Origin of the sequence: Micromonospora sp. NPDC049282 (assembly GCF_043197045.1) — a bacterium.
Taxonomy (GTDB): domain Bacteria; phylum Actinomycetota; class Actinomycetes; order Mycobacteriales; family Micromonosporaceae; genus Micromonospora.
Map to the genome: position 1 here is coordinate 293,539 of NZ_JBICSL010000001.1, position 13,418 is coordinate 306,956.

The following is a 13,418-nucleotide window of genomic DNA, read 5'->3' on the forward strand; positions in this document are numbered from 1 at the left end:
ACTCGCTCACCTCGACGCCGAGGGGAACTCCTCGAACCACGCCTCGACCCGTTCCGCGGTGGCCGGCCGGGCCAGCGCGAAGCCCTGCCCATACCGGCAGCCGGCCCGCCGCGCCCCGGCCACCTGACCGTCCGACTCCAACCCTTCCACCACCACCTCCACGCCCAGCCGGTCACCCAGGTTCGCCACCACGTCGATCAGCGGGCGCTGCCCGTCGGCGCCCGGCGCGACCAGGTGCGGGCCGACCTTGAGCAGGTCGATCGGCAGCCGGCGAAGCTGGGCCAGCGAGGCGTGCTCGGCCCGGAAGTCGTCAAGCGCGGTGCGGACGCCGAGCGACCGCAGGCCGGCGAGCCGGGCCACCACGGTGGACAGCTCCGCCCCCACCGCCGGCTCGGCCACCTCCACCACCAGCCGCTCCGGCGGCACGTCGTACGCCGCCAGCGCGGTCGCGGTCCGCGCCACGAAGTCCTTCGCGGCCAGCTCCCGCGGGGTGACGTTGACCGCCATCCACAGCTCGCGGCCCCCCTCCGACCAGGCGGCGAGCTGCCGGCAGGCCCGGTCCACCACCCACCACCCGACCTCGCCCAGCAGGTCGAGGTCGGTCGCCACCGGCAGCAGCTCCGCCGGCAGCACCGTGCCCAGCACCGGACTGCGCCAGCGCAGCAGCGCCTCGGTGCCCGCCGGCATCCGGTCGGCCAGCGCCACCACCGGCTGGTAGACCAGGTCCAGCTCGCCCCGGGCCACCGCGCCGGGCAGCTCCCGCTCCAGGTCGAGCCGGCGGACCAGCTGCTCCTCCAGGTAGGCGTCGTACCACTCGACCCGGTCCCGGCCGAGCTGCACCGCCCGCCGCCGGGCCAGGTCGGCCTGACGCAACACGTCCTCCGGGTCGCCGCCGGTGGTCTCGGCCAACCCGATGCTGACCCGGATCCGGGCCGCACCGCCCGGACCGGGGTACGGCTCGCCGAGCGCCGCCAGCAGCCGGATGCCCAGCGCGTACGCGGGCACCGGTCCGAGGTCGGTGAGCACGGCGTACCCGGTGTCACCGACCCGGGCGAGAAGGTCGTGCGGCCCGCATCCGGCGCGCAGCCGCCGCCCGACCTCGGCCAGCACCGGCCCGTTCGGCGCCGCGACGTCGTCGCCGTGCAGGTCCACCACGAGCAGCGCGCCGCCGCTGCGCAGGGGAAGCGCCCGGACCAGCTCGGCCCGGGTCAGCGGCGCCGGCTCACCGGTGTCGCCGTCCGCGCCGACCAGACGCCGCAGCCACGCCTCGCTGGCGACCAGGCGCTCGACCCGGCGGCGCTGGTCGGCGGCGGCGAGCAGCTCACCCACCATGATCGGCGGGATGACCGACAGCCCGAGGGCCATGGCCGCCGGGGTGAAGTTCCCCCCCGTACCCAGATGCACCCCGGCGGCGACGGCGGCGATGCCGGCGGGCGCGGTGAGGCGCGGCCAGGCGGCCGGCGCGGCGCCGTGGTGCGGTCGCTCGCCGGCCGAGGTACGCCGCGCGCCGGCCGCGGTGAGCAACGCCCCGGCCAGCACCGGCGGCGCGACGGCCGACAACGCCCGGTCCGGGGCGTCGTACGCCAGCAGCACCACGAGCAGGGCCAGCCCGCCCAGCGTGAGGCCGGCCCCGGCGTGGCAGCGCGCGGCACCCGGCCGGCGGCGGCGTTCGGCCAGCGCCGCGATGGCGAGCACGGCCAGCGTCACCGCCCCGCCCACGATGGCGATCAGCGCGGCCGGCGGCACCGGACCGGCGGGCATCAGCATCCAGCCGGCGAAGACCAGGCTGACGCCGAGGGCGAGCACGTCGACGCTACGGCGCAGTCGCTCCCGGCCGGGCAGCCGGGACCGGCCGGGCAGGCGGAGCAGGGCCGTGGCGTGCAGCGCCCCGGCCAGGCCGAGCCCGGTCAGCGCGACCGGCAACCGGTGCGCCGGATCGCTGAGCGGCAGCACCGCGACGGTGAGCCCGGCGACCAGGACGGCGGCGTCGAGGATCGCGGCGACCCGGCGGGACAACGCGACCCGGCGGGCCTGTCGCCCGGTCGTCGTGCCCGACACGGCCCCGCCCGCCCGGCCGGCCGGTCCTTCCGGCGCACGGCGCTCCGGCGCCAGGGTGGCGTGGGGCGGCGGGGAGGGCGTGGGTGGGACGCCGGCCAGCCAGGCGAGCCGGACGCAGGCGAGGGCGCAGCCGCCGGCGACGGCGAGCGCGGCCGCCGCCGGGCCGGGCATGATCCCGGCGATGCCGGCCAGCAGGAAGAACGCGCCGGCCAGCGAGACGGCGAGGTCGGGCGGTGCGAGCCACCGGCGGGGACCGGCGGGAGGGGTGACGGGCACGACGGTCGCCTTCGTGAGGGGGCACGGGGCGGTGCGGTTGCGGTGCGGGGTCGTCGGGGCGGTCACGGCCGCACGGCGGGGATCGCTGCGGCCATGCCTAAGAACGATCCCGGAAGCAACCGGTTACGCAACACGACTAGTGACGTGCGTCACAAACGACCCGCGCGTCTCCGCAGCCAGCATCGCGCTCATCGCCCACGAATTGACGAGCCGAACGCTCACGGGCACTCCACCCGATTCACTCCCAGCAACCGGGATCCGTGTTCCATTAGCCGGGACAACAAGAGATCTTGGTACGAAACGGCCCCTGGAGGGGCCGTCCGGTACCAAGATCTCGGGAGGCTGCTCGAACGACCTGGTGGGCCGGGGCGCCCGGCTCGGAGGGCCAGGCGGCGACCGTCTCGGCAGCCGGCGAGAGTCTCGGCAGACGAGGTGGCGGTGCGATCGGACGCGCGCGGTCGCCACCGGCGCCCGGGTCGCCCGGGAAGGAGGCCGGGTCGCCCGGAGGGGAGCTTGAGCTGGGCGGATGCGATCATCGGAGGGTGAGCCGCGCCGACACCGTCCGTTTCCGCCACAACCAGGCCGTCCTGGCCGCCGCGATCGTCGCCTTCATCGGCGCGCTGCCGCTGGCCACCGCCCGCTGGTGGCTCCTCTGGGTGCTGCTCGTCCCGCTCGCGGTCGGGGCCTGGGCCTGGCGGGCCGGCACCGACGCCGATCCCCGGGAACTGCGGCTGCGCGCCCTCGTCGGGCAGCGGCGGGTGCCCTGGACCCGGGTGGTCGAGCTGGGTGGGGATCCGCGCGGCCGGGCGGTCGCCCGGCTCGACGACGGTCAGGTGCTGGTGCTGCCGGCGGTACGCGCCACCGACCTGCCCCGGCTGGTCGCCGCCACCGGGCCGGACCTGCCCGGCGACGACACCGGGCCGGCGCGCTCCGGCGACGACGCCGGTCAGTAGCCGTCCGTCACCCGGTTCACCAGCTCCGCGCCGGCCACGAAGCGGCGCAGCTGCTCCCCCACCAGCCGGTACGCGCGCGGCAGCAGGCCCCGTACCGAGCCGGCGACGTGCGGGGTGAGCAGCACGTTCGGCAGCTCCCACAGGGGATGGTCGGCCGGTAGCGGCTCCGGATCGGTGACGTCCAACGCGGCCCGCAGCCGCCCCGACGCCAGCTCGGCGACCAGCGCCGAAGTGCGGGCCACCGGCCCCCGCGCGGCGTTCACCAGCAGCGCGCCGTCCGGCATCGCGGCGAGGAAACGCTCGTCGACCAGGCCCCGGGTCTGCTCGGTCAGCGGCACCAGCAGCACCACCACGTCCGCCGCGGGCAGCAGCGCGGGCAGCTCGGCCACCCCGTGCACCCCCTCGTCCGGGCGCGGCGTGCGGGCGACCAGGGTGAAGCTCACCTCGAACGGGGCGAGCCGGGCCCGCACCGCCGTGCCGATCGAACCGGCGCCGACGATCAGCACCCGCTTGCCGGCCAGCTCGTCGGTCGGGGCGACCTCGTCGTACGCCCACTCCCGGCGGGCCTGGGCGCGGGCCAGCGGCGCGAACCCGCGCAGCGCGGCCAGGATCGCGGCGACCACCCACTCCGCGGTGGCCGAGTCGTGCACGCCCCGGGCGTCGCAGAGCGTCACGCCGGCCGGCATCCGTCCCACCCACGCGTCCGCGCCGGCGGAGAGGAGCTGCACCACCTCGACGTCCGGCAGCTCGGCCAGGAGCGCGCCGGCGTCCGGGCCGGACAGGAACGGCGGCACCCAGAACCGCACCCCGGCCGGGGACGACGGGAGCCGGGCCGGATCCGCCAGCACCTCCACGGTGACGTCGGGTGGCAGCTCGCCGAGGAGCCGGCGGCCGTCGGGGTGCGGGAGCCATACCTTCACGACTGTCGACGATATCCGTACCGCAGCTCGGCGCAGCGTCGGCCGTGACGAACGCCCCGCCACCGGTCGGACACACGTGCGACAGGGTTTAATCGAGGGCGGGACGCCGACCGGCGCCGCGACGCACCGGACAGGGGAGCGATGAGCGACGACGACCCGGAGCGGAAGGCGGCGCCGATGCCGGCGCTGACCGATCCCGACCGGCTGCGCTCCCTCGACGAGACCCGCCTCGACGCGGTGCCGGACGAGGCGTTCGACCGGTTCGCGCGCCTGGTCGGCGACCTGCTCGACGTGCCGGTCGCGCTGGTGTCCCTGGTCGACGCTCACCGCCAGTTCTTCCCCGGCGAGACCGGGCTGCCACAGCCCTGGGCGGACCGTCGGGAGACGCCGCTCAGCCACTCGTTCTGCCAGCACGTCGTCGACATCGAGGCGCCGATGGTGCTGCCCGACGCCCGCCTCTACCCCCGCGTGCGGCTGAACCTCGCCATCGAGGACCTGGGCGTGGTGGCGTACGCCGGGATGCCGCTGACCGATTTGGACGGGCGGGTGCTCGGCTCGCTCTGCGCGATCGACAGCAAGCCCCGGGCCTGGACCGGGGAGCAGCTGCGGACGCTCGCCGACCTGGCCGCCGCCTGCTCCTCGGAGCTGCGGCTGCGGATCGCGGTGCGCAGCTCCGAGCAGGCCCGTCGCCGCGCCGAGGAGGCGCATGACCGGCTCGCCATGCTGGCCGGGATGAGCGAGATGCTCGGCGGCACGCTCGACGTGACCACCGCGGTCGACCGCCTCGCCCACGCCATGGTGCCGCTGCTCGCCGACTGGTGCCTCATCACGCTTGTCGACCCGGCCGGCCGGCCGCGCGGCGTCTCCGGCGCGCACCGGGACCCCGAGCGCGGCGCCGACCTGACCCGCTTCGCCCAGCTGCTGGTCACCGGGCTCGGCCCGGAGTCGCTGATCCGGTCGGTGCTGCGCACCGGCCGGCCGGTGATGCGCGGCGCCGCCGGCATCGAGGACGTGGCGCGCGGCACCACCCGCCCGGAGCTGGTGCCGCTGGCCGACCGCCTCGGCATCAGCTCCCACCTGACCGTGCCGATCACCGCCGCCGGCGGTGACCGGGTGATCGGCACGGTCACGCTGGTCAACCGGCCCGGCCGGCGCGGCTTCGACGCGAGCGACCTGCGGACCGCGCAGGACATCGGCGTACGGGCCGGTCAGGCGGTCGGCAACAGCCGGCTCTACGGCGAGCAGCGGCACGTCGCGGAGGTGCTCCAGCACAGCATGCTGCCGGTGCTGCCGACGGTGCCGAAGATCGAGCTGGCCGCCCGTTACCTGCCGGCGGCGGACCGGGTCGAGGTCGGTGGCGACTGGTACGACGCCTTCGTCCAGCCCGACGGCGAGCTGGTCGCCGCGATCGGCGACGTCGCCGGCCACGACATCGAGGCCGCGGCCACCATGGGCCAGTTGCGCAACCTGGTCCGCGGCAACGCGTACGGGCGGGACGACCCGGTCGAGGAACTGGTGGCCAACCTCGACCGGGCCATCGGCGGACTGCGGGTGCCCACGGTCGCCACCGCGGTGCTGGCCCGGGTCCGCCCGGACGACGGCGGGCTGCGGGTCCGCTGGTGCAACGCCGGGCACCCGCCGCCGCTGCTGCTCCGCGCCGACGGCACGGTGTCGGTGGCGGAGGGACGGGGCCCGTTGCTCGGCCTGACCCGCCCGCCCCGGCGCACCGCCCGGACGCTGACCCTCGCCCCGGGCGACACGCTGCTGCTGCACACCGACGGGCTGATCGAACGCCGGGACCAGCCGATCGACGAGGGTCAGGCGGAGCTGCTGGAGCGACTCGCCGCGGTCGGGCCCGCCGTCGGACTGGTCGCCCTCTGCGATCGGCTGCTCACCGCCGCCGACCGCCACGAGGACGACGTCGCGGTGCTCGCCCTGCGCGCCGCCTGAGCGCGCCACGCCGCCGACCCGCCCGGTTCGCCGTTTCGTCCGGCTAGGCTGGGCCGGGTGAGCCCGCGTCTGTCGTACCCCCGTGTTCGCCGCCTCCGGACGGCGTTGGCGGCGTCCTGCGCGGCGCTGCTGCTGGGCACCGCCGGATGCGCCCTCGGCGAGCCCGAGCCGGACCCGGCGGGCGAGCCGCCCAACCTGCCGACGCCGTCGAACACGGCCAGCCCCGGCGGGGCCGGCCAGCAGGTGGTGGCCACCGTGCTGGCGAAGGGCCTGGAGGTGCCGTGGGCGATCGCGTTCCTGCCCGACGGCGCGGCGCTGGTCACCGAGCGCGACAAGGGGCGGATCCTCCAGGTCGGCCCGGAGTCCGGGCCGGACGGGCTCGCCGTGCGACCGGTGCAGACGGTGCCGGGTGTGGCGTCCGGCGGTGAGGGCGGCCTGCTCGGCATCGCCGTCTCCCCGGGCTACGCGCGCGACCGCACGGTCTTCGTCTACTACACCGCGCAGGCCGACAACCGGGTCGCGAAGTTGCGGCTCGGCCAGCCGCCGACGCCCATCCTCACCGGCATCCCCAAGGCCGGCAACCACGACGGCGGCGGGTTGGGCTTCGGCCCGGACGGCTTCCTCTACGTGAGCACCGGGGACGCCGGGCAGACCGCGAACGCGCAGGACCCGAAGAGCCTCGGCGGCAAGATCCTGCGGATCACGCCGGACGGCAAGCCGGCACCGGGCAACCCGACCGCCGGTTCGCCGGTGTGGTCGTCGGGGCACCGCAACGTGCAGGGCTTCGCCTGGATGCCGGACAAGCGGATGTACGCCGTGGAGTTCGGCCAGAACACCTGGGACGAGATCAACCAGATCAACCAGGGCGGCAACTACGGTTGGCCGCAGATCGAGGGGCGCGGCGACGACAAGCGCTACGTGAACCCGATCGTGCAGTGGCGCACCGCCGACGCGTCCTGCTCCGGGCTGGCGGCGGTGCAGCGGCTGCTGGTCACCGCCTGCCTGCGCGGGCAGCGGCTGTGGCTGGTCGAGCTGGCCGGCAACGGGACCGTCCTGGGCCAGCCGCGCGAGCTGCTCACCGGCCGGTACGGTCGGCTGCGCGCCGCCGCCGTGGCGCCGGACGGCTCGATCTGGGTGAGCACCTCGAACCGGGACGGCCGGGGCAAGCCGGCCGCCGAGGACGACCGGATCCTGCGGCTGGTCTTCGCGGACGGCGGAGCCGGCCGGAGCTGATCCACTCGGCGGGTTTGCCAAGATCACACATTGGGCAGGTCAGAATCTCAGCATGGACGGCCAGGAGAACGAAGAGCAGCGCGCCGGGGACCGGACGTCACCGGAGACCGGGCGCGTCCACCGCCTCACCGCGTGGCGGCCCGGCCACCGGCTGCGCCGGGTCGGTGTGGTGCTGGCCCTGCTCGCGGTCACCCTGGGCGGCATCGTGGTCGGCACGTACGCCGGCGGTCACGTCGGCACCGACATCGGGCCGTTCCGGGCGGAACTCAAACTCAGCCCGTCGCTGACCGGCGGCACCACCGTCGACATCCCGCCGCTGGGCGCGCTGCTGCTGAACAGCCACGACGGGCCGGCGTACCTGACCGTCGAGGTGGGCTCGCTGGACCAGGGGCGCACCGAGGCGCTGATCGACGACCCGGCGAGCATCAGCCGGGCCAGCCAGTCGGCGGTGCAGGACGTCCGCGACGGCGTGATGCGCCTCGGCTTGAAGACGCTCGCCTCGGCGGTGCTGGCCACCCTGATCCTGGCCGGGCTCGTCTTCCGCGACGTCCGGCGCACCGCCTGGGCGGGCGGGCTGGCGCTGGCCGTCACCGGCGGCAGCCTCGGCCTGGCCGCCGCCACCCTCCGACCGCAGGCGATCGAGGAACCGAGGTACGAGGGCCTGCTGGTCAACGCGCCCGCGATCGTGGGTGACGCGCGGCGGATCGCCAACGACTACACCAAGTACGCCGAGCAGTTGCAGCGGCTGGTCGGCAACGTCAGCAAGCTCTACACCACGGTCTCCGCGCTGCCGGTGGTGCAGCCGTCCCCCGGCACCACCCGGGTGCTGCACGTCTCCGACATGCACCTCAACCCGACCGGGTGGCAGTTGATCCGCACGGTGGTCGAGCAGTTCGGCATCGACGTGGTGATCGACACCGGCGACATGACCGACTGGGGCAGCGAACCGGAGGCGTCCTTCGTCGGCTCGGTCGGCCTGCTCAAGAAGCCCTACGTGTTCATCCGGGGCAACCACGACTCGCCGCGTACGGCCGCGGCGGTGGCCCAGCAGCCGAACGCCGTCGTGCTGAACAACTCGACCACGACCGTGGCCGGGTTGACCATCGCCGGCATCGGCGACCCCCGGTTCACCCCGGACAAGGAGACCTCACCGGCCGGCAGCGGCCTCACCTCGGCGGTCGCCGACCAGGTGATCGGCGCCGGCGAGCAGCTCGCCACCACGATCGGGAAGTCGCCCCGGAAGGTGGACATCGCGCTGGTGCACGACCCGGCGTCGGCCGGGCCGCTCTCCGGAGCCTGCCCGCTGGTGCTCGCCGGGCACACCCATGCCCGGCAGGTGTCGAAGCTGCCGCAGGCGCCGGGCCGGCAGCCGACGACGTTGATGGTGGAGGGTTCGACCGGCGGGGCCGGGCTGCGTGGGCTGGAGGGCGAGAAACCCACCCCGCTGACCATGACGGTGCTCTACTTCGACCAGCAGAAGCTGCTCCAGGCGTACGACGAGATCACCGTGGGCGGCACCGGTCAGTCGCAGGTCAACCTGGAGCGGCACGTGATCCGGGACCCGACCAAGGGCGACGAGGTGCCGGTCACCCCGACGCCGACGCGCGGGGCGCCGGAGTCGCCCTCGACGAGCGCGACCCCGGCCCCGACCTCCAGCTGAGTCAGCGCAGGGCGAGCGCGGCCAGCGCGGCGTTGACGATGCTGCCGGGCAGCAGGTCGTGCAGTTCGTACAGCTCCCGGACGGTGCCGGACTGGCCGAACTCGTCCACGCCGAGCGGCACCGCCGGCGCCCCGACCGCCGAGCCCAACCAGGCCATCGCGTGCGAGGCCGCGTCGTGCACGGTGACCACCGGCACCCGGTCGACGAACGCCGACCGCAGCGCGCCGGGCACGCTCGGCACGGTGGCGGTCCGCACGCCCTGGCGCAGCGTCCGCTGCCACGCCCGGTAGAGCCGGTCCAGGCTGGTCACGTCGACCACGTGCGCCGCGACGCCCTCCTCCGCCAGCTCCGCGGCGGCGGCCAGCACCTCCGGCAGCACCGCGCCGGAGGCGGCGAGCTGCACCACCGGCGCGTCCGCCAGCTCGGGGTACGCCTGGTGCGCGTCGACCAGCCGGTACGCCCCGGCCACCACCTGCCGGCGCAGCACCGCGTCGCCGAGCCGGGCCCGGGCCGCCTCGAACGGGGCCTGGTCGATCGGCCGGGTGCTCAGCCGGAAGTAGTACGCCCCGTCCTCGGCCGGCGCGGCGGTGGCGGCCGGCGCGCCGCCGCCGGCGATCTGCCCGAGCGCGTCGCAGAGCAGCCAGTCGAGGCTGCCGGCGTACGCGGGCTCCAGGAACGTCACCCCGGGCAGCTCCAAGCCGACCGAGGCGGTGATGGTGGACTGGTGCGCGCCGCCCTCGGGGGCCAGCGTGATGCCGGACGGGGTGCCGGCCACCACGAACCGGGAGCCCGAGTAGGTGCCGTAGAGGAACGCGTCCAGCCCGCGCAGCACGAACGGGTCGTAGACCGTGCCGACCGGCAGCAGCGGCTGGCCGGACAGGTCCCACGACAGGCCGAGCTGGCCCAGCAGCAGGAACAGGTTCATCTCGGAGATGCCCAGCTCGATGTGCTGCCCGGCGGGGCTCTCCGTCCAGCGCAGCATCCGGTCCTCGGTCCAGGACCGCTGCTCGGTGGGCGCGAACACACCGGTCTTGTTGATGAACCCGGCCAGGTTGGTGGAGGTGGCCACGTCCGGCGCGGTGGTCACCAGGTACGGCGCCACCTGCGGGTCGCGGGCCAGGTCGACCAGCACCCGGCCGAACACCTCCTGGGTGGAGACCGGCTTGTTCGCGCGTACCCGGGTGGTTTCCGGAACGGTGACGCCGAGCGCCCGCTCGCGCGGCGCGCGGGACAGCGCCTCCCGGCGCTCGCCGGCCCGGATGCCGGCCGCCGACGCCGGGTCGAGGCGGTCCCACTCGGTCTCCGCGGTCAGGCCGTTCGCGGCCCGCAGCGCGTCCACCTGCTCGGTGCTGAGCAGCGCCGAGTGGTTGCGCGGGTTGCCGGCGATGGGCAGGCCCCAGCCCTTGACCGTGTAGGCGAAGACCACGCTGGGCCGGTCGGTCACCGCGTCGCACTGGGCGTACGCGTCCAGCATCGCCTGGGCGTCGTGCCCGCCCAGGTCGGTGACGAGCGGACCCAGCTCGTCGTCGGCGATGTCGGCGACGAACGCGGCCACCTCGGCCGGCGCGCCGTCCAGGAACTGCTTGCGCAGGGCCGGCCCGGCCAGCCCGAACAGCGACTGGTACTGCTCGTTCGGCATCAGGTCGATCCAGTCGCGCAACGCCGCCCCGCCCGGCCGGGCGTACGCCTCGGCGAGCTTGCGGCCGTACTTGACCTCGACGACGTGCCAGCCGGCGGCCTCGAACTGGCCCCGCCACTGGTTGATCCGGATGCCGGGCACGACCCGGTCCAGCGACTGCCGGTTGAAGTCGACAAGCCACATCACGTTGCCCAGCCCGGTGGTGGCCGGGTCGGCGACCGCCTCCCAGATGTTGCCCTCGTCCAGCTCGGCGTCGCCGATCAGCGCGATGAACCGGGAGTGCGGCCGCTCGCCGAAGTGCGCGTCGACGTAGCGGCGGGTGACGGCGGCGAACAGCGGCGCGGCGGCGCCCAGGCCGACCGAGCCGGTGGAGAAGTCCACCTGGTCCGGGTCCTTGGTCCGCGACGGGTACGACTGGAGGCCGCCGCGGGCGCGCAGCCTCGGCAGGTAGGACCGGTCCAGGTTGCCGAGCAGGTACTGGATGGCGTGGAACACCGGGGAGGCGTGCGGTTTCACCGCGACCCGGTCCTCGGCGTCGAGGTGCTGGAACCAGAGCGCGGTCATCGCGGTGACCAGCGAGGCGCTCGACGCCTGGTGGCCGCCGACCTTGACGCCGTCGCCGGTGTCCCGGTCGTGGTTGGCGGCGTCGACGATGCGGGTGGCGAGCCAGAGCACCCGGCGCTGGATCTCGTCGAGGACGTCCTCGTTCACGGTGACTCCATCCGGGGCGTCGCCGTTGACGCCCTCTCCAGGGGTGGGGGTAAGGAGGGGCCCCCGCTTAACGCATTCTGCATAGGCGGGGGCCCCTTTCAACACTTCTCAGGCAGCGCCGAGGCGCTCCAGGATCAGCTCGCGGACGGTCTTCGCGTCCGCCTGGCCGCGGGTGGTCTTCATGACCGCGCCGACCAGCGCGCCGGCCGCCGCGACCTTGCCGCTGCGGATCTTGTCGGCGATGCCCGGGTTGGCGGCGATCGCCTCGTCCACGGCTGCGGTGAGCGCGCCGGTGTCCGAGACGACCTCCAGGTTGCGGTTGGTCATGATCTCGGTCGGCGAGCCCTCGCCGGCCACCACGCCCTCCAGCACGGCCCGGGCCAGCTTGTCGTTGAGCTTGCCCGCGTCGACCAGGCCCTGCAGCTCGGCGACCTGCGCCGGGGTGGCGCCCACGTCGGCCAGCTCCACGCCGGTCTCGTTGGCCCGGCGGGACAGCTCGCCCAGCCACCACTTGCGGGCCGCGGCCGGGGTGGCGCCGGCGGCGACGGTCGCCTCGATCAGCTCGACCGCGCCGGCGTTGACCACCGACTCCATGTCCAGGTCGGACAGGCCCCAGTCCTGCTGGATCCGCTTGCGGCGCAGCCGCGGCAGCTCCGGCAGGGCGGCCTTCAACTCGGCCACCCAGGCGGTGTCCGGCGCGAGCGGCACCAGGTCCGGCTCCGGGAAGTAGCGGTAGTCGGTGGCGGTCTCCTTGGACCGGCCCGAGGTGGTGTCCCCGGTGTCCTCGTGGAAGTGCCGGGTCTCCTGGACGATCCGGCCGCCCGCGTCCAGCACGGACGCCTGGCGCAGCATCTCCGAACGGACCGCCCGCTCGACCGAGCGCAGCGAGTTGACGTTCTTGGTCTCGGTGCGCGTGCCCCACTCCTCGCCCGGCAGGTTCAGCGAGGTGTTGACGTCGCAGCGCAGCGAGCCCTCCTCCATCCGCACGTCCGAGACGCCCAGCGAGCGGATCACGTCGCGCAGCTCGGCGACGTACGCCCGGGCGATCTCCGGGGCGAGCGCGCCGGTGCCGGGGATCGGCTTGGTGACGATCTCGACCAGCGGAATGCCGGCCCGGTTGTAGTCGACGAGCGACTCGGTGGCGCCGTGGATGCGACCGGTGGCGCCGCCGACGTGCAGCGTCTTGCCGGTGTCCTCCTCCAGGTGCACCCGCTCGATGCCGATTCGCACCAGCTCGCCGTTGACCTCGACGTCCAGGTAGCCGTCGAAGCAGAGCGGCTCGTCGTACTGGCTGATCTGGAAGTTCTTCGGCATGTCCGGGTAGAAGTAGTTCTTCCGGGCGAACCGGGACCACTCGGCGATCGAGCAGTTCAGCGCCAGGCCGATCCGGATCGTCGCCTCGATGGCCGCCTTGTTGGCCACCGGCAGCGAACCGGGCAGCCCCAGGCAGACCGGGCAGACCCGGGTGTTCGGCTCGCCGCCGAAGTCGGTCGGGCAGCCGCACCACATCTTGGTGTTCGTGCCCAGCTCGACGTGGGTCTCCAGGCCGATCACCGGTTCGTAGCGCGCGACGACCTCGTCGTACGCGGGCAGTGTCGTCGTCATCTGAGCTCCAGGCGCGATCCGGACAGAACCGTTCCAGCCTAATCGGCTGGTTCGGCCACCCCGCTGCCGGGCTTCGAGATCGCCGCGCGGGGGCCCGCCGCGCCGGCATGGGAAAAACGACCCGGGGGTACGTGTCGACCATGACGAATACGGGGGACAACTCGACGGCACGGCTCGGGCGGACCGGGACGGTGCTGCTGGCGGTGGTGGCGGTGTGGCTGCTGGCCGCGCTGATCGCGTGGGCGCAGTGGCTGATCGACGACGACCGCGATCCGGACAACCTGGCCCTGATGGTGGCCGGCACGGCGTTGCCCGGGTTGGTGGGGATCGCCGTCGCCCTGCTGGTGACCCGGCGCACCCGGGGCCGGCGGTGACCGGGACGGACCGGGGTCGGGACGGGTGGGCGAGAAAGG

Annotated in this window: 9 protein-coding genes; 5 read left to right on the forward strand and 4 right to left on the reverse strand. The window is 74.8% G+C overall.

What is annotated here, in order from left to right:
* Window positions 1–6: 6 nt before the first annotated feature.
* Window positions 7–2,334 carry a putative bifunctional diguanylate cyclase/phosphodiesterase gene (locus tag ACGFI2_RS01375; protein WP_393508763.1) on the reverse strand — a complete coding sequence of 776 codons (2,328 nt, stop codon included), beginning with the start codon at window positions 2,332–2,334 and terminating at the stop codon, window positions 7–9.
* Window positions 2,335–2,876: 542 nt separating this feature from the next.
* Between ACGFI2_RS01375 and ACGFI2_RS01380 the strand changes: the two genes are divergently transcribed.
* Window positions 2,877–3,287, forward strand: a complete 411-nt coding sequence (locus tag ACGFI2_RS01380; protein WP_393508766.1) for a PH domain-containing protein — start codon at window positions 2,877–2,879, stop codon at window positions 3,285–3,287.
* On the opposite strand, the gene ACGFI2_RS01385 is transcribed toward ACGFI2_RS01380, so the two are convergent.
* Entirely contained in the window at window positions 3,281–4,207 is a 927-nt protein-coding gene (locus ACGFI2_RS01385) for a 2-hydroxyacid dehydrogenase (RefSeq protein ID WP_393508769.1), read from the reverse strand. The two genes, ACGFI2_RS01380 and ACGFI2_RS01385, sit on opposite strands and share 7 nt — an antisense overlap.
* 141 nt (window positions 4,208–4,348) lie before the next feature.
* On the opposite strand from ACGFI2_RS01385, the gene ACGFI2_RS01390 reads away from it, so the two are divergent.
* From ACGFI2_RS01390 to ACGFI2_RS01400, 3 genes are read left to right on the forward strand one after another with little or no spacing between them, the layout of a single operon-like run.
* Complete coding sequence (locus ACGFI2_RS01390; RefSeq protein ID WP_393508771.1) at window positions 4,349–6,157, forward strand: SpoIIE family protein phosphatase; 1,809 nt, start codon at window positions 4,349–4,351, stop codon at window positions 6,155–6,157.
* 57 nt (window positions 6,158–6,214) lie between these two features.
* Window positions 6,215–7,390, forward strand: coding sequence for a PQQ-dependent sugar dehydrogenase (locus tag ACGFI2_RS01395; RefSeq protein WP_393508774.1), 1,176 nt, complete (start codon window positions 6,215–6,217; stop codon window positions 7,388–7,390).
* Between the two features lie 52 nt (window positions 7,391–7,442).
* A complete protein-coding gene (locus tag ACGFI2_RS01400) occupies window positions 7,443–9,050 on the forward strand; it encodes a metallophosphoesterase (protein WP_393508777.1) in 1,608 nt (535 codons plus the stop codon).
* Between the two features lies 1 nt (window position 9,051).
* Here ACGFI2_RS01400 and ACGFI2_RS01405 read toward each other — a convergent pair whose 3' ends face one another.
* Entirely contained in the window at window positions 9,052–11,400 is a 2,349-nt protein-coding gene (locus ACGFI2_RS01405; protein ID WP_393508780.1) for a pyruvate dehydrogenase, read from the reverse strand.
* A 108-nt stretch (window positions 11,401–11,508) separates the two neighbouring features.
* Entirely contained in the window at window positions 11,509–13,005 is a 1,497-nt protein-coding gene (gene gatB / locus ACGFI2_RS01410; RefSeq protein ID WP_393508783.1) for an Asp-tRNA(Asn)/Glu-tRNA(Gln) amidotransferase subunit GatB, read from the reverse strand.
* A 140-nt stretch (window positions 13,006–13,145) separates the two neighbouring features.
* Here gatB and ACGFI2_RS01415 point away from each other — a divergent pair, with 140 nt between their 5' ends.
* Window positions 13,146–13,379, forward strand: a complete 234-nt coding sequence (locus ACGFI2_RS01415; protein WP_393508786.1) for a hypothetical protein — start codon at window positions 13,146–13,148, stop codon at window positions 13,377–13,379.
* The last annotated feature ends 39 nt before the right edge of the window (window positions 13,380–13,418 follow it).